Raw genomic sequence first — 19,274 nt, forward strand, 5'->3', positions numbered from 1 at the left:
TTGTGATATCCGCGGCATGCATTTGCTCAGTGTTTATTGTGAAGATCTATCCACTTATATCGAATACTGTTTTTAAAATTGATTTTTCCAGCATCATTCAGTCGAAACATGTTTTAGTTATTCGTACACTTCTGTTTTTACCGATTTGTGCGCTCCCTTTGTCTTGGATTTCTTTTGGTTGGAGGACAACTAATGACTGGATTCATAAATGGAGAATCGCAATAGGAGTGGTTCTAGTTCTTAGTGCTGTGTTGCTCAACATTAATAACTCATCCTTAGGGATTTGGAACTTATTTCTGAACAAACCAGTTGGCTATGGTATCGTTTTCGGAACTCCAAGAGGAATTAGGAGTGACGAGTTTGCTGTAAACACTCCACTGGCATTTTCTCAATCCAGTAATCATTACGGATATTTTTCCAATTTGTTTGGTAACAGTCCTGCCGATATGTTTATTATCAAAGATGCACCTGTAATTACACCTGCTGAATTATTTAGACCATTTCATTGGGGATATTTGTTGCTCGGCAGTTCGCACGGGCTCGCATTTTATTCATCTGCAAGATTGGTGACATTATTTCTGGTGTCTTACCAATTTTGTTTGTTAATTACATCAGATATTAATAGTCAGGGGAATAATCCAGCTCTAAAGCACAGAGGATTAGCCGTGCTCGGCGCAACGTTGATTACTTTTGCCCCGGTGATTCAATGGTGGTATGCGGTAAACGGCCTGGTTGAAATGATCATTTCAACATTTCTTTCGATACTTCTGCTGCGAATATACGTAACAACGCATAATAGCATAAAGAGGTTTGCTGCAGCACTTGGAATAATGCTTTGTGCCGGGATGTTTATGCTCACACTCTATCCAGCTTGGATGATACCTCTGCTGTTCATTGTATTAGCTTTAGGAATTTGGGTGCTTAGGTCTTCATGGCATGAAATTGCAATGAGGTTTCAAGATTGGTTTGGAATACTCTCGGTAATCATTATTTTTATCGTTCTGATGATGAGTGTTCTGCATTCTTCGTTCCAAACAATTCAGCAAGAGTTATCAACAATCTATCCAGGTCGACGAATATCAAATGGGGGAGGAGAGAGTGTTTGGTCGCTGTTCTCAACAATGGCAGGATTAGCATTTCCCTTCAAAGAGTATGTTGGACACACAAATGCGACTGAAGCTTCTTCTTTTGTTACAGTCTTCCCTCTTGGAATAGTACTCTCATTTTTTTGCATGTGGAAAAGGAAGAACAAGGATTTTCTGATTATCGCGTTGCTTCTTGTGACCCTCTTCCTTGGTCTCTACATATTTGTTGGCTTCATTCCACTTGTTGCTGCACTCACAGGGCTATCACATAGTATCAGCGCCAGAGCAATTATCATGTTCGAGTTTGCCAACGTGTTATTACTGATTCGCGCTGCTTCGCTTCTCCCAGATAAGTCAAATATCTTCATGAAGATTTCGGTTGCGGTTTGCTGTGCAATTCAAGGAATCGGAGTTTATCTTTCATACAATAATTACTTAGGATTGTTTTGGCTGAGTGCCTTTGAGTTTGTTGGCGCATTATTCGCAATAACTCTATTAACAAAATCTGACGTATTCAGAAGGATCAGTACTACAATTCTTGTGATGGTGCTATCAATCAGCGGTTTTTCGGTAAATCCTGTTCAATATTCGACCGATGCGCTTACTCGGCAGCCCGTGGTCGAAGAAGTACAGAAAGTCGACTCAAAGTCGCCAGGAAAATGGATTGTTGCAGGTGGGGACAGCCATTTATTTGCCCAAATGCTTGTTGCTAACGGTATTCCAACGAGTAATGCATTGTCGGTGACGCCTGATTGGAAGTTATGGCGGATTCTTGATAAGAGTGGTCGTTATAGACGTGCATATAATCGTTATGCATTTATGAGCGTGATGCTTGTCGATAGACCATTGAAGAGTGATGAAAAGATGGTTACAACAGGGGCGTTTGACCGGCTTGATGTAATATTCAATTTGGAGCAGCTGCACCAAATTGGCGTTCGATACATATTAGCAGCGGGCGATATTCATACAATAACCATAAATAAATATAGGGTTCGTCAAGTTGGTGCAACGATTTCTGGGTTGACGCCATACGAAATAATTACTCCACAAAGTGAGTAATGGATTTGGATTCGAAAGCGACCAGTAAACTTCTAGAAAGTGCATGGCATTTCAAATGAGCAAGAAGAAACAGGTTATTGTTGTTGCAATTGCAGCGATTGTGTGCATAGCTATCGTTGCGGGGCTTGGTATTTGGGCAGAGCTGTCCTGGAACAAAACTCAGGCTGCGATGATTGCCAGCACAAATCAAGAATCGAGCTCCTCTTCTATAGATGGGAACTCAAATGCTTCATCTGTTTCAGATAGTAGCGATACAAGTAAAAGTTCAAGTGTTCAAACAGATTCTGTCAGCTCAACGTCTGACAAGGGTACAGCAGGCGGTTCATTATCTTCAACCGATGCAAATGATCCTGGGGATGGTGTTGCTCGAGATACGAAAACAGTCACAAATACTACAAATTCAACGAACGGAAAGGTCGTCGCGCAAGTAGCTCTCAGCTGGTGGGACGCTGATTCTTCAGGGATTCACGCCAACGGCAGTGTAAACAATTTCATTGAGTCGAATGGAACATGCACATTGATTGCAACTCAAGGTTCAAACCAAGTTACGGCTTCGAACAAGTCAATAGCAGATGCGACTACAACTGCTTGCGGTGAAATTACGATTCCACGAAATCAGATTGCGAAGGGAACCTGGCAGATACATATATCGTACTCGTCGCAAGCGGCTTCAGGTAATTCCGATCACGAGACCGTTCAAGTCAATTAAGTGGCAAAGAGATGCTTTAACGGTTGCCCGTTTACGATGTAAAATACAACATGGTGGTCAGATTAGCAACATTTGGGAGAACGAGTATATGCAACATAGAGTTCTGAGGTGTGTTGAGGCAATCGTTGTTGTGTTTGGCATAATTCTTTCGCTGACCATCGCTGCAGGGTTGCCTACCATTGAGATCGCTTCTGCTGCAGTAAATGCCAAGAATTTTAATGCAGGATATATTATCTCAGACTCACGTTTTTATGATTCCAACGCAATGACTGCCGCACAAGTGCAGACATTCTTGAATCAGCAGGTTCCAACATGCCATCCTGAAAAAGATTCAGCCCCTTCAACAATCGTGTGCCTGAAGAATTATTCCACGACGACCACTGCGGAAAGCAAAGATGCCTATTGCGCCGGTTACGTAGGTGGAAAGAAGCAAACCGCTGCCCAGATAATCGATGGAGTCGCCCGCAGCTGCGGAGTGAGCCAAAAGGTGCTTATCGTTCTTCTGCAGAAAGAGAATGGCTTGGTGACTCATACCTGGCCAAGCCCGTGGAGGTATGAGACAGCCATGGGATTTGGTTGCCCCGATACCGCAGAGTGCGATGCGAAGTACTATGGCTTCTTCAATCAGGTCTACAATGCCGCTAGGCAATATAAGCTTTACAAACTTTTTCCAGCGAAGTATCAGTATCGGGTCGGTACAAACAAGATTTATTGGAATCCTGCGGCCTCTTGTGGAACTTCAACGGTAACGATCAAGAACCAGGCAACTGCAGGACTATACAACTACACGCCCTATCGGCCAAATCAGGCTGCGCTCAATGCAGGTTATGGGGAAGGGGACGGTTGTTCGTCATATGGCAATCGTAATTTCTATCTATACTATGGCGATTGGTTTGGTGATCCGACAACAGAAGCAGGACCAATTCTTACAAGTATGGCTGCGGTAACAATTCCGAATGGACAATACTATATCAATTCTGCTCTTGCATATACTTCTAGCATTGATATACCTGGCGCGAGTAAGCTAGACAAGGTTCAAGCTCAACTTTATGTGGGCAATCAATCTGTAGCACAGCGGTACCAGTTCACAAGACAGTCAGACGGAAGTTATGAGATTGTTAATATGAACTCCGGAAAGGCACTTGATGTGTATGGGGCAAGTACTAGCGCTGGTTCAATGATTGACCAGTACGCCAGAAATAACTCCAAGGCACAACGATGGTTCATAAGACAAGCCGAGGGAGGAAGCTATTATCTTCAATCCGCCTTGGGGAACTTTGCTCTATCTGTTAATGGCTCAACTGCGGCAAGTAAAACTCAGATTGTCCTTAACCCTGCTCAAAATGCCGCAAATCAGAAGTTCTTGTTGTCTTCTACAACGACTGTTGCGACCAACACGCCAGTGGAGATTCTCTCTGCCCTAAACAACAATTATACGATTGATGTTGCCGGTGCCTCGTCAAATAATGGTGCGGCGATTCAGCTTCATACGGTAAATGGAACCAGCGCTCAGGAATTTGTTTTGAAGCAGGTTGCCAATGGTGTCTATGAGATTGCGAACGGTTCAACATCAAAACTGATAGAAATACCGGGTGGTGCGACAGCGAACGGTTCTGTGCTACAGCAATATCAATCGAACGGTACTCAAGCCCAGCGTTGGTTCCTCCGCGATGCTGGTAACGGAAGGGTATCATTCTATAACCTTAATTCCGGGAAGTTCGTTGAGCTTTCCGGAGGTATTGTTTCGGAGAATAAACGGCTGACAATCTATACAGGCAATGGCACGATAGCACAACAGTGGATGCTAAAAGCGTTTCCTCAACAGACTGCTACTACCTCGCCGACAACCCCGACTATGTTAATAGCCAATGGTACATATCGCATGGGGAATGACATTTTGACTTCTACTGTTCTTGAGATTGCAGGGGCCAGAACTGAGAATGGCATTAGGACAAGTCTGTACCAATCAAATGGGACAAAGGCTCAGCAATGGACAATTACAAACTTGACCAATGGTTCTGTTCGAATTACAAACGTGAATTCTGGCAAGGTCCTTGATGTTGCGGGTGCACAGACTGCGAACCACGCTACTGTTCAGCAATATAGTTCGAACGGGACAAAAGCTCAGGAATGGTTTCCAGTAAAAAATGCTGATGGTTCGATTACATTCAAATCAGCGTTGAATGGACAGTATGTTTTGGACGCACACAATGGACAGACTGTGAATGGGACAATCGTTGCTTTGTATTCCTCGAATGGCTCAAAGGCACAGCGATGGATATTGTCAAAACTCTCTTGAACGGAGAACGTCCTATATGCGTATGATGACTAAATACCATTGTCCGCTGAATTAGAAAGAATACCTATGAGTTGTGGAATCAGTTTTATTATTCCCGTTTATAATGCGGAAAATTATTTAAGGCAGACATTAGATAGTATCGTGAAGCAGGATGATGGAAATATTGAAATTATCTGCGTCAATGATGGTTCGACCGACAATAGTTTCGAGATGCTTGAGTCATATTCACAGCAATATGCATGTATTCATGTAATTTCACAGCGAAATAGTGGGATTACTGTAGCTAGAAATGTTGGTCTTCGCCAGGCTCAGGGTGACTGGATCTGTTTTATCGATGATGATGATATTTTGGCACAAGGAGCTGTAAATCTAATCGAAAATAAGGCAGACCCAACCTGCCAAATTGTCTATTTTCAATATTCTCCGTTCTCAACTGATTCTCCAAATCAGCAAGACAATGATGTTAAGGGTATCCAATACTTTACAGAAGTTCAGATCAGACATATCCAGGCTGACTGTATAAACCGGTTTCGGAGCAATAAACCAGTTATTCCTCATTCGGTGTTGCCCACTCCTTGGGCGAAGATTTACAGACATGAATTTCTTCAAAACTTTGGTTTTCATTTTAGAGACGAAGTAACTCATGAGGAAGATGTCGTATTTAATTTTGAGTTACTGTCGAAGGTAAGAAAGGCAATGCAGATCGATTCGATTCTGTATTACTATCGATGGTCTATTTCATCAGAAAGTCACAGATATCGCCCTCAGATTCTTAGCAGTGTAAACAAAACGCTTGATGCATACAAAGAGATAATCCAGCAAGATTACCCGCAGCGGAAGGATATAGCTGAGCTGTACAGATACAGAGTTCTGTGGGAATTGCTTTATTGTATCTATTTGGGACCAATGCACGCTCAGAATCCGCATTCATATTCACAGAGGAAATTAGAATTTATTAATCTGCTTAATGGACCGCGTTTTAAAGGAATTTTTTCTTCTGTATCAACACTTCGATTTGAGTGGCCCCAAGCCACTCTTTCAACCCTCATCAAATACAGGCAATTCTGGTTGCTCAATCTATTGGGTAAGTTGAAGCGCAGAATCTGATTATGTGGGACTTCCGGCTTGTTTTTATATATTTAATTCCATAACTGAAAATTCCTTTGTTTCGATTCATGCTCTCTTGTAGAGCTTCAGAGGAAGATAAAGAAATATAGTTCTGGCGGAAGAGTTAAAGAGTATATTTCTGCGGGTTATTACCTCATTTAGGAGTGGATATATGCGGCGTGGTCTAGTTTTGAATCTTATTGGCAATGTTGTATTTTTCTTAACCTCGTACGGTATTCACTACTACCTCGGTAGCACGATGCCTGCGGCTAGCTATGGCATTGTGGGTACGATTATGACCGTTCTCGATTTTGAATACATGTTCCTCTCCAATGGTGCACGACAGTCGCTCGCGAAGGAAATATCCATGCGTCGCTTCGATGTGGGTGATGTGATTCGAAAAAGCTTGTTGTTCCAATTGCTGTTAATTCTTGCATTCTTCTGCATCAATTTCTTTGGTGCCCCTGTTTTTAGTTATATTCTGAATGACCCAACACTTGCCATCTACTTCAGAATCGCAGCTTTCCTCGTGCCTGCAAACGGATTATTCGTTCTGCTGTTGGGCCTCAGCGACGGCATTCAACGGTTCAGTACAAGTGCATTATTGAGCACTATCTACCCAATTGCAAAATTATCGGTTATTCCTTTGATAATCTTCTTCTTCCAAAAGGATCCCGTTGCAGGCATGGAAGTCGGCTATCTCCTGGCACTGATATTCTCGATTGGCTTAGGATGCATCCTGATGTTCAGATATAGGAAGGAATTGAAGTCCTTCAGTAGTCGTGTAATTCCTTTCAGAACCATTGCTCACAACACATTAAGCTTTTCAATATTCTTTATTATGGTGTCTCTCGTGCTCAGCATCGACACATTGATTGTGAAATCGGTTGTTAAACCTGCTTCGATGGCTGGCTACTACACTGGTGCCGTCAACTTTGGTAAGCTTTCGTACTATCTCATGACTGCATTCTTCACGGTCATTCTTCCAGTCGTTGCCAAGGCGGTCGGCCAGAATGACGTGCACGGGGCGGTGAAACAGGTGAAGCAATTCATTTTGCTCGTGCTCTCGTTTATTTTGCCCATCCCCATTGTCATCTCCGCTTCAAGTGCCTCGCTTCTCATTTCCTTCTATCACCCTGCGTATGCGGTTGCGGGTACCGCATTGAGCTTCCTGTCGCTTTCCAGCTTCTTCATGGGTATGACGGTCATGCTGAACATGGTGCACACCTCATTTAGTTCAAACAGATTCTCAGACGCGCTTTCGATCTGTTCGTTGGTTATTGTTGTTCCCATCTTCATTCTGGCTGCAAAGTTTGGCGGAATCACTCATATTGCGTTGGCAAGCATGATTTGCACCGGAATTGCGATGGTGATTTCCTATCTGATACTGGCTCGGAAAACGGGCAATATCATCACGCGCAATGCCATCATTGCAATCGTTTCAAACGCAATTCTATGGGTTGTGGTCAGATTGCTGTTCCATGTCTTCAACATTGAAGGTCTGGGTATCATGGCGCTTATCTATGTAGTCATATATGGTCTGTATATCACCATTATGCTCGCCACACATGTGGTCGTAATTCCCAAAGATTTGCTGAACATGATTCGCAAGCGTGGTGGCCGCAAGAATTCAGAGGAAGCCGTACACTGATTACTATGCCTGTGAGCAAGCCGCTTGTATCCATAATCGTGCCTGTATATAACGCAGAACGCTATCTGAGGCACTGCGTCGATTCAATTCTTGGCCAGAGCTATCGCAATCTGCAGATACTGCTCATCGATGACGGCGCGACGGATGCTTCCGGAGACATGTGCGACGAATATGCAGCCCATGATTCAAGGGTGACGGTCATTCACAAGCACAACGGCGGCATCGCCAGCGCGCAGAACGCAGGACTGGATGCTGCCACGGGAGACTGCATTGCATTCTGCGACAATGATGACATCATGCACAACAACAATGTTGAGCATCTGCTGATGGCCTTGCAGAAGACGCATGCTGACATGGCGAAAGGTCGCTGGAATCAGATCGGCGTTTCTGAACTGCCCGTGACCATTGAGTCTGCCTCTCAGGCTCAGAGCTTGGGGGCGCTGACGCTGATCGATGATCCCCTCAATGCATATCAAAGCGTGTTCTGTAAAACCCTGCGCATTCTTGGAGGGGCAAAGACAGAAGCTCGCTATTTCAACGAAGCCAATTGGTGCAGACTCTACAGGCGAGAGCTGTGGGATGGCCTGCGATTCAAAGAAGGTCATTACGCCCAGGACATACGCATGGCGGGTCCACTCTATGCACGCACGAAACGCGTGGTCGATGTGAACGAAGTGCTCTACTACTGGCTTCAGGAACCGGATTCGGTGACCCATTCACAGCGCACGCCGGCCTTCTGGCATGACAATGTCACTGCTGCCGCAGAGAACTTCGAGTTCACTCTTAGCCATGGAGTAGTTCCTTATCGCAACTACTTCGGACTTACGGCGAGTGTGCGAGATGAAAAATTGGGGTTGAGAGAATCAAGCAGACAACAAATTCATGCGAGTCAAACAAACAATGATGATTATGATAAGGTGCGACTCTTAGTTGCAAGATTGAGTCACAGGGATCGTCTCAAGTGTCGGACTTTAGCTATAATCCGTCGTGGTGAGAATAAAATTTATGATCAATTGATACATGCCATGCAATAACAATGGTGTATGGCATATGGCATGTATCAATTGTGAAAATTGCGATTTATACGAGTCATAGCGCAAAAGACTGAATGTTCAATATTTTATTTATTTCTGCAGGCGCTATTGGAATAATATTTTCTACTTACAAAATCTTTGAGAAATTTTATGAGCAGAACTACACCTATGGTTTCGAGAATTTGAATAAGTGGGGTAAAAGCTAAGGTATAGTACTTCAACTGCTGGTAGTTAGGTGTTCCTCCGACAGGGTATTGCCACGAAACCGCAGTTGTAAGAGCAATGACTGACAATACACAGGAAATTGAAATAATTGCTGTGTACATTTTTATTTGAGTAACGGCAGTCAAATGTTTTTTTCTAACCATCCTATAAATTTCTAAAATACAAGTGCCTCCGAAACCAAGGATGGAAAATAATACTAAGAATGGTGCAGCAGTTCGATAAATGCGGAAAATCGTTGATGAGAATTTTGTACTAAGTGAGTATTGGAATGATTGAGATGATTGTGCTGCATCGTTTGAAAGAGGGAAAACGGTCGATAAAGAAGTTTCAAGTATTCGACAATTATTAGCGTTTGTATCAATGGGACAAATTGTGTTTTCTCTATTTGTTAGTTGGAAGTCTTGCCAAAGGACAGATGTGTCCCAGATTGCATGGAATGAAGATTTCAGAGCAATGATTTGGTCAATATTCTTTTTCGGCAACAGTGAAGTTGGAGTGAAGCCAGAGCTTTGTTGTAAATTTGCCGTATCCAATTCTGAATTAATCTTCGCAAACAAGATTTGTGGGTCACGTTGATTTTTGTATAGTCCTGCCTGCTGAAGATATTTCAACATTACCCAGACTCCCATATCAGATCCTGGTGGAGTTTGCCTCCAATTTTTGATTCCAAACTCACTGGAGTTCCTCATTAAATTAATGAGTTTTGTTTGAGATTTAAGTGTCGGGGATGCATTGATAGCTTTTTGCATCACTGACCAGGGTATCCAAGTGTAGGAGGTTCTTTCAGGGGATTTAATTTGGTATAGCCTAGAGAAGAATCCGGCAATCTCTCCTTCTGTGCGGATCGATCCATATGGGACACCAAAATAATGCTCATTGACTTTGTTATACATCCAGGCTCCGGCACCAAATGTTGAAATTGGTGTTGCTGTCACGATTAAGATTGCAATAACTTTACAGGTTTTAATTTTTAAGGGGATTCGTGATCTGAATAACGAGAGTATCGATTGAAATTGAATGACTAATGGAATAAGTATGCCACTTGCAATCAGAGGTGCCAGCCAGATACTGGATTCCTTAATATACCAGAAGAATGCCAAAGTTATTCCAAGAAGTATCCCTATCGCAATTTCAAGAAAGATATATTTGTTGTGTTGGAACTGATGAAATTCCAAACTGAAATGTATCAATATGAGGATCAGACCAAAAATGAGGAACACTGTAGGTGGAATGATTGATTCTCGGTATATTCTTTGAGCGGTGGTATCATCAAACCCTACTGGAGAGAATACGAAGAACGAGTATATCAATATATACAGCAAAGTTGACCATTTGGGGGAAGTAAAGTATTGTAGATGCTTTGCCAAATAATAAAGTCCAGTGCTTGCGATGAGTGATGAAATAATCCAAAGTATTGTAAAGGCGAGCCTGTAAGGAATACCTAAAACTCTAATAAAAGAAAGAAAATACGGATATGACATCGGTTTAACCTGCGCCCACAAAATGTCATCTGCTGTAGTGGGATGAAAATGATTCCACAGATGAGAATAATCAATCATTAGAAAATCATCAAGATGCAGATTCACAGTTGATCTAGCCGTTAAGGGGAGCATCAAACCGAAAATTAGCCTAATGCTTGTAATAATTATGACGAGTACAAATGCTGTTCTTGCATATTTCTCGCTTCTGTGTTCCATCGAGTTTCTGGTACCTATCGAACTACTGAATTCCTCTGGTGAGGAGTCTGGAATCGGATTCTTTTCAACCTTATGCTTATCGAACCGCTTATTGAAAAGTGTCAATAAGTATTGTTGTGACGTAGTTGACTGAGTATTTGAATCACGATTTAAACTAATTCTGGCCATAGTTGCTTTCAAGTGTTGTTATTTGAGGAACAAGGAAATTACTGAGCGAATCCGGAAATATTTGGCGCTTGATACAGCACAGAATAAATAAATCCATCGAAGAAGAGCAATAAGCAGAAACTTGCGCATAATAAAATCCCTTGGGAAGTCAATTGTGTGTCTATAGTATTCATTTCCTCAGCCTCTTTCCCTAACAAACCTACATCTGTGTTGACTTGTTTAGAAAGGTTCATACCTGAATTGTTCGTAAAATACTGGCAGAAAATCCACATGACTGCTAGTGCAAGAATACCAACCCCGCAAAGATAATACCTACTTGAATAACCGCCAAACCTTCCGTTCTGCATAACGCTGGAATAAGTACCTTGAAGCTGAATCAGTAAAGCTACGACAATCCCTAATATCCCAAATTGCAAATACTTCTTTCTACGGTCTTTAGCTTTCACAAAGAAGAGTATGAACGGTATGAGAAGAATGAGAACAATTCCAATTCGATCTAAACTGAAGAATGGCCAGTCTGCTGCTCTGCCAGTTGCGGTAGCTCCGGCTAAGTTGTACCACGTGTTTACGAAGTTAGAAATATATGTTGTTAGGAATCCCCAAACACCCATTTCTGGGCGTTGCCCGATAGGAGTGTACCAACCGCTATGGACGTATTCATGGTAAGCTAAGCTTGCAAAGTTTGGTTGAATTGTGTGGTATTTCACATGAAGATAGCCAAAATAAAGCACAATTGGCACATACAGAGGAATGGTAATTAGGAATTTCCAGCTGCAAATTTTTGTTATGCCTTTTTCCTTGAATAGGGAATACGCCAATATACATATTGCCGAGGAACTGACTATAAGACCTGCTGTTAGTTTTGTTAGTAGGCTTGTTACTATTCCCAGAGCGATAAGCGAATATGTGAATACGCTATAACGCTTCTCACTGAAGCGAATAAATCCTAACAATGATATTGCGACCGTTAGAATGGTAAGCGAATCATTAGTCACTCCACTAACGCAATAAATAAGATTAGGAGGGCTGATAATAAGTAATCCATAGAGCAGGTGGAGCAGAGGTATTTTCGGTAACCTTGTAAGTCCGATATAAAACAGTATCCCAACGCCGAGCATCGCAATGCAAAATGATTCTAATCGCATTTGACTGATATTGAATGAAGCTATATTCCCTTTAATCGTGACTCCATTAAGCAACTTCATGATTTGGTAATACAGTGGTGGATGACCAAGATAGTTGAAGCTTTGTGCGTGAGATATATCGAAAGAATCCGGAGCAGATCCCAACGCATAAACTTTCATCTGTGCAAAATTCGGTACTAGAGTTCCAAATTTGCGCAAATACGCAATATAGGAGATATGGGCAAGTTCGTCTGGAAAGCCATTGACGTATTTACTATAAATCAGAAATTGCATGCATGAATAACACAGCATTATTAGGTAATTTCCAGCTGACAGAATGAATTTAAATCTACTGAAAAATCTCCGTAGGGCTAGCAGATTAATTAAGAGAATAATACAAAAACCGATGACCAACAGTATGATTAATCCACGATAGTTAAATCCCGAGTAATTTGCTCCAACAGCTAGGAAAAGATTCTTGGCTGTAATATTTTGTGTTGTTGCGAAACTTTTATTAACCGACACCCTCGTAGTCTGAAATACTAGTGTCGGAACAGTTGAATCATTTAATTTTGAAACAGTTATATCAACAGCCCCATTTTTTTTAGGGGCATTCGCCTCAATCGAAATTTGATTCAGATCCGCATTGAGCATACTTGGTGTGATGAGTCCTTTGAAAATTAAAATATGCGAAACGCCCTGTGTTATTGCAATTTGATACTCATCTTTGAAACGTTGACTACTGTAATAGACAGACTTGTAATTGGGGTCGTTACTGTCGGTAGGAGAAATACCATTAGTTATTGTAACTGGCAATGTAATAGATGAAACATCGGCTGCAGGTGTAATAGATTGAGTTATGCTAAATCGATCAGCCTGTTGAACAGGTGTAGCTGTGGAAGATGATGTTTCGCGGTGTAATTCAATTGGTTGTTTGACAAGAGCTGTATTCGCGACGAACCCTATCACAAGGCATGCTATAAGAAGCCCACTCAAATAATAGATTTGTTTACTGCTCGAAAAAATGGTCAAGCGCAATATAAATGCCAAATATAACAATAAGAGTGCAGATAGAACGAAAAGTTTAACCTCTGATTTTAATTGCGCTTGCAACCATATAGTGCTCATCTGTTTTTCAGTCAGTTGATAAGCATTTTTATTGTTGTTCGTGCTATGGGAGAGCTGGTAACCATTTATTGAAGAAGTGTGATATAAGGTTTTCCCATTAACACTTACGACTACTGAAAGCTGTTGAATTGTAACATTATTTTCGGGTATGCTGATTTTGAGCGATTTTGAATCTTCATTTGCTGGGTCAATACGTAACTTAGCGACTGCATGTGGATTGTAATTAATACCAGTTTTTTGCGTTGCTGATTCCTCATAACCAGGATTATTATCAAATTTAAAGATCACTGAATCCGAAACAGAGGCGTTATCTGACAAAGAAACGACATAATATAAATTTATCGGTGCCAATTTGATAAAACAAATTATTAACGCTAGAAAAGCAAAAAGTATTGAGCATGAAACAGCTTTATGAGTCCCAAGCCATGTGATGGTTTTTTTGATCTTGAGCTTCAGAGCTATTGTTCGTAAATTTCTTGTTGCCACGTATGCAAGACTACAAGTATATCGAGAGTTATTCCAAGTGTAGGAAAATGAGCAAGAAAATTATCTGAAGCACAGCGCTACCTCTATTCCACTCTTCTTGCACAGTTTCTCCTTTAGCATTGATAATGAAGCTTTATTCTTCTTGTCGTTTTTCCGCGATTTGAAGACTCAATGCCTACTAGTCGTTAGAGTTTTTTAATTCCGTTAATTTGACTAAAAATCTTAAAGATCACAGCGTTTGAAAATGATATCGTTGGTCTTCAACAGTTAGAGCAAGCACAATGAAAAATGTCTGCTCAGATTGTATGTAGCCCACATGTCCATTCTCCCCTTGCAACGCTAAGATGAATCATATGACTGAAGCATTTACTCCTAAGAACATCATCGTTACTGGTGGTTGTGGTTTTATCGGTTCCAATTTTGTGCATTATGTGGTGGAGAATCATCCCGAGGTTCATGTAACCGTGCTTGATGCACTCACCTATGCTGGCAGCCTGGACAATATCAAGGGACTGCCTGAGGATCGCGTCGACTTCGTGCATGGCAATATTTGTGATGCCGAGCTGCTCGACAAAATTGTGCCAGGGCATGATGCCATCGTGCATTATGCGGCCGAATCGCATAATGACAATTCCATTGCCGATCCAGAGCCATTCCTTAAAACCAATGTCGAGGGCACTTTCCGACTTCTTGAGTCGGTTCGCAAGTTCGGTATCCGTTATCACCACATCAGCACCGACGAGGTCTATGGCGACCTTGCGCTTGATGATCCCGCACGATTCACTGAATCAACCCCGTACCATCCATCAAGCCCATACTCCTCGACCAAGGCCTCCTCGGATCTGCTGGTGCGCGCCTGGACGCGAACCTATGGGCTGCATACGACCATCTCCAACTGCTCGAATAATTACGGGCCATTCCAACATGTCGAGAAGTTCATTCCACGCCAGATTACCAACATCCTCAGCGGTATCCGTCCCAAGCTCTATGGCAACGGCCTGAATGTGCGTGACTGGATCCATACCGATGACCATTCTTCCGCTGTATGGACGATTCTTACCCAGGGCCGGCTAGGAGAAACCTATCTCATCGGAGCGGATGGAGAAAAGAACAACCTTGATGTGTTGAAGCTTATTCTCAAGCAGATGGGTCAGCCAGAGGATGCCTTCGACCATGTCAAGGACCGCCCGGGTCATGACCGCCGCTACGCGATAGATTCCACCAAACTTCGCACCGAGTTGGGCTGGAAGCCGCAGCACACCAACTTCGAATCAGGGCTTGATAAAACCATCGAATGGTACACGAACCATCAAGAATGGTGGGAGAAGACCAAGGCTGCAACCGAAAAACGCTACAAGGCTCAGGGGCAGTGAGATTCAACAATAGCAATGTCTGTGAGCATTACACAGAATAGGCACGAGCCGTTCAGAGCGATACTCATTCAGTTGCGAGTACCATTTCTGAAAGACATATTTATGCACTTGATGGATGCGGCGAAAGGATCAGATTAAACGATGGAATTCGAGAAGGAACTCAAGGCAACGAAAACAAATATTCCTGGATTGGTTGTCTTCGATTTGCCAGTACATGGCGATAACCGAGGTTGGTTCAAGGAAAACTGGCAACGTGCCAAGATGAGCGAACTTGGTCTACCTGATTTCGGACCAGTTCAGAACAACATCAGTTTCAACACCACGCGTGGAGTTACACGAGGTATTCATGCCGAACCTTGGGACAAGTTCATTTCCATTGCAACCGGTGAGATTTTCGGAGCTTGGGTTGATCTGCGCCCAGGCAAGACCTTCGGTGAAGTGTTTACAACGAAACTTGATCCATCCAAAGCCATTTTCGTGCCCCGAGGAGTGGGCAATAGCTTCCAGACGCTCACTGATGGCACTGCATACACCTACCTTGTCAATGCCCATTGGAGCATGGAGCAGAAGAAGACATACACTTTCGTCAATCTCGCTGATCCGGAGCTTAACATTGAATGGCCCATCCCACTTGAAGAGAGTGAACGAAGCGAAGCCGACCTGCACCACCCCATGCTCAAGGACGCGACTCCAATGGGACCTCGCAGAACTTTGGTCACCGGTTCAAACGGTCAGCTTGGCCACGCAATCCGAGCATATGCGGAAGCACATCACGCGCAAGGCTTTGAATATACAGATATCGATACCTTCGATTTCTCGGATCCAGCAAGCTACGACAAGATTAACTGGGCTCTCTACGGAACCATCATCAATGCAGGTGCATATACTGCAGTGGACAAGGCGGAGACCCCAGAGGGTCGTGTAACTGCCTGGAAAGCCAACGCTCAGGGGCCGGCGCTGCTTGCCAAAGTCGCTGCAGAGCATAAGATCACCCTTGTACACATTTCCAGTGACTACGTCTTTGACGGCGTCGCCAAGCAGCATACAGAAACCGAGCCATTCGCACCATTGGGCGTATACGGCCAGGCCAAGGCTGCAGGAGATACCGCAGTTGCGAATACTCCGCGGCATTACATCGTTCGTTCAAGCTGGGTCATTGGCGAAGGTCACAACTTTGTGAAGACGATGAACATGCTTTCCAAGAAGGTTACCGACAACGATTCATCGATCACCGTCGTGGATGACCAGCATGGTCGACTGACCTTCACACAGGACATGGCCGCGGGCATTTTCCATCTCTTGGATAGCCATGCGGGATATGGCACCTACAATCTCACCGGTTCAGGCAGAATCGCAACGTGGTGTGATATCGCCAAGACAGTATTTGCCTTGTCCGGTGCCGACCCTGAACGTGTCAAGCCAGTGAGCACCGACGAGTACATGACCAATGCGAAGGGACCGGTTTCACCTCGTCCAGTCAATAGTGCACTTGACCTTGCAAAGATTGAATCCGCAGGCTTCCATCCCGAGGATTGGGAAGAGGCTTTGAAACAGTACGTAATCACCCTCGAAGGCTGACGCACCGTGTCGAATCCTCAGCTCGGAGATAACGTTTCTGACGTGGAAGCTGATTCATCTCACGAAGATGATTCAGCTCAATCGAGTGGACTCAACAACGGGGATTTCAAGCCTATCCAAGGGCACAGATACTGTGTTCTTCCCATTGTTGTTTTCCTGATTCTATGTCTAGCACAGTGCTCATGGTTTTTAGTGCGACTGGGGCCATTGACATCTCCAGATCCAGATATGCACGGTCCCGCGGCCTATACGCTGGCAACAGGAAAGATCTTCTCTCCAACACATAAAGAATTTGATGGTGCAGGTAACCAGGTTTTGCGTCAAAGTCTTGATGGGGATGAAAGATTTCTCTATTTGAGTGGCAAAACTAACGTTTTGGACATTGGAGCCATACAGCTTTCGATAAAGGGCGATGCAAGTATTCAACAGCAAAAGCTTGCAAATAGTCAGCCGAAGGTAAATGTCACGATTCCCGATGCGCATCATGCGAACAGGGCGAATCAATATTTTCCATTGCTATATGCACCGCAGGGAACGGGTTTGCGTATTGGATTATCAATCCATCTTTCGCCATATGCAAGCTGGCAATTGGCTAGAATTACAAACATCATAACGTTTATAATAATCTGGGGAGTGGCAATATGGCTTATTCCTCGAGGAAAATGGGTTTTGGTCGCTATCGGATCTATGCCTTCGATTGTGTATCTTCTTTCAAGCCTTATGCCTGATGGATTAATCATCGCTTTATGCGGCCTCTTCACAGCTATGTTGATAAGAACAATTGTCGATAATCGACATTCCTCGAAATTGGAGTGCGTTATATATTCTCTGGTACTTTTGTATCTGCTGTATGGCAAGATTTTTTACGCATTACCAGTACTTATTATCTTTGCACTCCCGCATACGCTAATGAATATCAAGACTAAAATCTTGACGGTTTTCATCCCTGTTACGGTATTCTGCGTCACTTTTATACCTTGGGAATTATATTTTGGTGGTCTGTTAGCAATCGCCAATGTAAAAAGCAACTTGCACGATATAGTTTCAGATCCAACAAGAATCGGGTCATTGACGCTTCATTCAATAATGCAGATACCGCGAATGTTCATTCATCAACCAATCTGGTTTTTCCCTCAGTTCGTTCTACTGTTAACAGTTTGGTTGTGCTGTGCCATTAATGCACTGGTTGAGCGGTCTGCAAATTCTCAAAAGCGTGTGCTCTTTTCACAATGGCTCAGTCGCAATCGTTATTGCGTGACCATTCTTATGCTCAGTTTTAGTGCCGTTATGTGCATGTATGGTTTTCTCGCGTTGACTTGGAATGATCTAGGCAATAATAGCATCACCGCACTTGGAGGATTTCAATTACGTTATATATATCCGCTCTTGCCGTGCTGTGTGTTTGCATTTGTGCCAAATACTGTGGTGAATAAGGAAAGGGAAGTTAATTTGATTGCAGCCAACGCATAATCGGTCGGGTTACCTCGAAGGCCGTAAACTTTTTGGAGCACTGCCGTGAGGCTTCCATATGTTGTTGAAGCTGCGAAGGGTGCTGAATGAGCGTTGCGATTGCATCGCGCAATGCCTTAGCGTTTCCTGGCTCTGTGAATATAGCGCTTGTGCCCAGCTCTCGTCTTTGCGGTGGAGTGTCACTTGTTATTATCGCGCATCCGGCTGCCATGGACTGATAGACCTTGTTTGGAACCACGTGAAGGCCTTTGGAAGTGGTTGAAAAAATTCCAAGAGCAATGTCATACGTACTGACAAGAAGTGGCAGATCTTCAGGTTCGATCCAATTGATGAATTCGACGTTATTCAACTTCTCAAGTTGCCTATGTACATATTCGTAATCCTGGCCCTGACCAATGAGTGTCACATGTGGGGTAATTCCTCGTTGCGCGAGGAGTTGTATTCCTTCAGCTATCACTGGAACGCCTTGGAGTGGCGTGTATAAACCATAAAAGACGATGTCTTTATCTCGCCCATCTGTCAATGTTCGAGCGTTATACCATTCTTTACTTGCGCCTACGGGAATTACAAGTCCGTGGTCCTGTGGCTGAAGCATGGCCTTGTGCTCTTCGGTATCAAGAAGAACAAGCGAAGAAGCATTAATTGCCATGCGGTCTAAATGCTTGAGTAAGGTGACTTTTATTCCGGAAGAACCGCGATCCTTTGCCGTATCACCTGCAAAGATAAGGTGATCCAGCAAGATGGGAATACCACGGAACAAATGACGTGCTAGCAATACGTCAAAGTGGCCCATATAACCTACCAGAACAGCATCTGGATTGCCATTGGTTTTGACCCAGCGCTTCGCATCTTTGCGCAGGTGAATCCACAGATTCAACAAATGTGTTGCAAAACCAAAGAGCTTCCATGGCTTTTTCAATATCTCTACTCGACCCGCTGTTGAGAGTGTCAGAGGATGATTGATTTCAACGACTTCGCAGCCATGTTCACGCAGGCCATCGATGATGATGCCAACTCTCGGGTGTTTTCGTTTGTTATATGTACCGAAAGCCAGTATCCGCTTCATTATTTCATCAATTCC

12 protein-coding genes are annotated in these 19,274 nt (G+C 43.4%); 9 read left to right on the plus strand and 3 right to left on the minus strand.

Features of this window, described 5'->3' with window-relative positions:
• The first annotated feature begins 29 nt into the window (after positions 1-29).
• The 6 genes from BAQU_RS02010 to BAQU_RS02035 all read left to right on the plus strand — a co-directional run bounded on the left by BAQU_RS02010 (position 30) and on the right by BAQU_RS02035 (position 8,944).
• Complete coding sequence (locus tag BAQU_RS02010) at positions 30-2,144, plus strand: DUF7657 domain-containing protein (protein WP_211277087.1); 2,115 nt, start codon at positions 30-32, stop codon at positions 2,142-2,144.
• Positions 2,145-2,187: 43 nt separating this feature from the next.
• On the plus strand, positions 2,188-2,853 hold the full coding sequence (locus BAQU_RS02015) for a hypothetical protein (RefSeq protein ID WP_094692406.1): 666 nt from the start codon (positions 2,188-2,190) through the stop codon (positions 2,851-2,853).
• Positions 2,854-2,983: 130 nt separating this feature from the next.
• Positions 2,984-5,152, plus strand: a complete 2,169-nt coding sequence (locus BAQU_RS02020) for an RICIN domain-containing protein (protein WP_143241946.1) — start codon at positions 2,984-2,986, stop codon at positions 5,150-5,152.
• A gap of 66 nt (positions 5,153-5,218) precedes the next feature.
• Positions 5,219-6,259, plus strand: a complete 1,041-nt coding sequence (locus BAQU_RS02025; RefSeq protein ID WP_094692408.1) for a glycosyltransferase family 2 protein — start codon at positions 5,219-5,221, stop codon at positions 6,257-6,259.
• Positions 6,260-6,431: 172 nt separating this feature from the next.
• Complete coding sequence (locus BAQU_RS02030; RefSeq protein ID WP_094692409.1) at positions 6,432-7,910, plus strand: lipopolysaccharide biosynthesis protein; 1,479 nt, start codon at positions 6,432-6,434, stop codon at positions 7,908-7,910.
• A gap of 5 nt (positions 7,911-7,915) precedes the next feature.
• The gene (locus BAQU_RS02035) at positions 7,916-8,944 is read left to right on the plus strand and encodes a glycosyltransferase family 2 protein (protein WP_094692410.1); all 1,029 of its coding nucleotides are present in this window, start codon (positions 7,916-7,918) and stop codon (positions 8,942-8,944) included.
• A gap of 86 nt (positions 8,945-9,030) precedes the next feature.
• Here BAQU_RS02035 and BAQU_RS02040 read toward each other — a convergent pair whose 3' ends face one another.
• Together BAQU_RS02040 and BAQU_RS02045 are read right to left on the minus strand one after the other, a co-directional pair.
• Positions 9,031-10,866, minus strand: a complete 1,836-nt coding sequence (locus tag BAQU_RS02040) for a hypothetical protein (protein WP_158215611.1) — start codon at positions 10,864-10,866, stop codon at positions 9,031-9,033.
• A gap of 206 nt (positions 10,867-11,072) precedes the next feature.
• Positions 11,073-13,772 (minus strand): hypothetical protein, encoded by a 2,700-nt coding sequence (locus tag BAQU_RS02045; protein ID WP_094692412.1) that lies wholly within the window; start codon positions 13,770-13,772, stop codon positions 11,073-11,075.
• A 353-nt stretch (positions 13,773-14,125) separates the two neighbouring features.
• Here BAQU_RS02045 and rfbB point away from each other — a divergent pair, with 353 nt between their 5' ends.
• The 3 genes from rfbB to BAQU_RS02060 all read left to right on the plus strand — a co-directional run bounded on the left by rfbB (position 14,126) and on the right by BAQU_RS02060 (position 18,193).
• Positions 14,126-15,145, plus strand: coding sequence for a dTDP-glucose 4,6-dehydratase (gene rfbB / locus BAQU_RS02050; RefSeq protein ID WP_094692643.1), 1,020 nt, complete (start codon positions 14,126-14,128; stop codon positions 15,143-15,145).
• Between the two features lie 141 nt (positions 15,146-15,286).
• Complete coding sequence (locus BAQU_RS02055; protein ID WP_094692413.1) at positions 15,287-16,723, plus strand: sugar nucleotide-binding protein; 1,437 nt, start codon at positions 15,287-15,289, stop codon at positions 16,721-16,723.
• Between the two features lie 42 nt (positions 16,724-16,765).
• On the plus strand, positions 16,766-18,193 hold the full coding sequence (locus tag BAQU_RS02060) for a DUF2142 domain-containing protein (protein ID WP_158215612.1): 1,428 nt from the start codon (positions 16,766-16,768) through the stop codon (positions 18,191-18,193).
• Here BAQU_RS02060 and BAQU_RS02065 read toward each other — a convergent pair.
• Positions 18,168-19,259: a glycosyltransferase gene (locus BAQU_RS02065; RefSeq protein WP_094692415.1), complete on the minus strand. Its 1,092-nt coding sequence runs from the start codon at positions 19,257-19,259 to the stop codon at positions 18,168-18,170. The two genes, BAQU_RS02060 and BAQU_RS02065, sit on opposite strands and share 26 nt — an antisense overlap.
• Positions 19,260-19,274 lie beyond the last annotated feature (15 nt).

Origin of the sequence: Bifidobacterium aquikefiri, from assembly GCF_002259795.1 — a bacterium.
In the GTDB taxonomy this organism is placed as follows: domain Bacteria; phylum Actinomycetota; class Actinomycetes; order Actinomycetales; family Bifidobacteriaceae; genus Bombiscardovia; species Bombiscardovia aquikefiri.

Coding starts and splice junctions, on each gene's coding strand:
- rfbB (WP_094692643.1), top strand. CDS start 14,126: ATGACTGAAGCATTTACTCCTAAGAACATCATCGTTACTGGTGGTTGT.
- BAQU_RS02035 (WP_094692410.1), top strand. CDS start 7,916: ATGCCTGTGAGCAAGCCGCTTGTATCCATAATCGTGCCTGTATATAAC.
- BAQU_RS02040 (WP_158215611.1), bottom strand. CDS start 10,866: ATGGAACACAGAAGCGAGAAATATGCAAGAACAGCATTTGTACTCGTC.
- BAQU_RS02065 (WP_094692415.1), bottom strand. CDS start 19,259: ATGAAGCGGATACTGGCTTTCGGTACATATAACAAACGAAAACACCCG.
- BAQU_RS02015 (WP_094692406.1), top strand. CDS start 2,188: ATGGCATTTCAAATGAGCAAGAAGAAACAGGTTATTGTTGTTGCAATT.
- BAQU_RS02055 (WP_094692413.1), top strand. CDS start 15,287: ATGGAATTCGAGAAGGAACTCAAGGCAACGAAAACAAATATTCCTGGA.
- BAQU_RS02030 (WP_094692409.1), top strand. CDS start 6,432: ATGCGGCGTGGTCTAGTTTTGAATCTTATTGGCAATGTTGTATTTTTC.
- BAQU_RS02025 (WP_094692408.1), top strand. CDS start 5,219: ATGAGTTGTGGAATCAGTTTTATTATTCCCGTTTATAATGCGGAAAAT.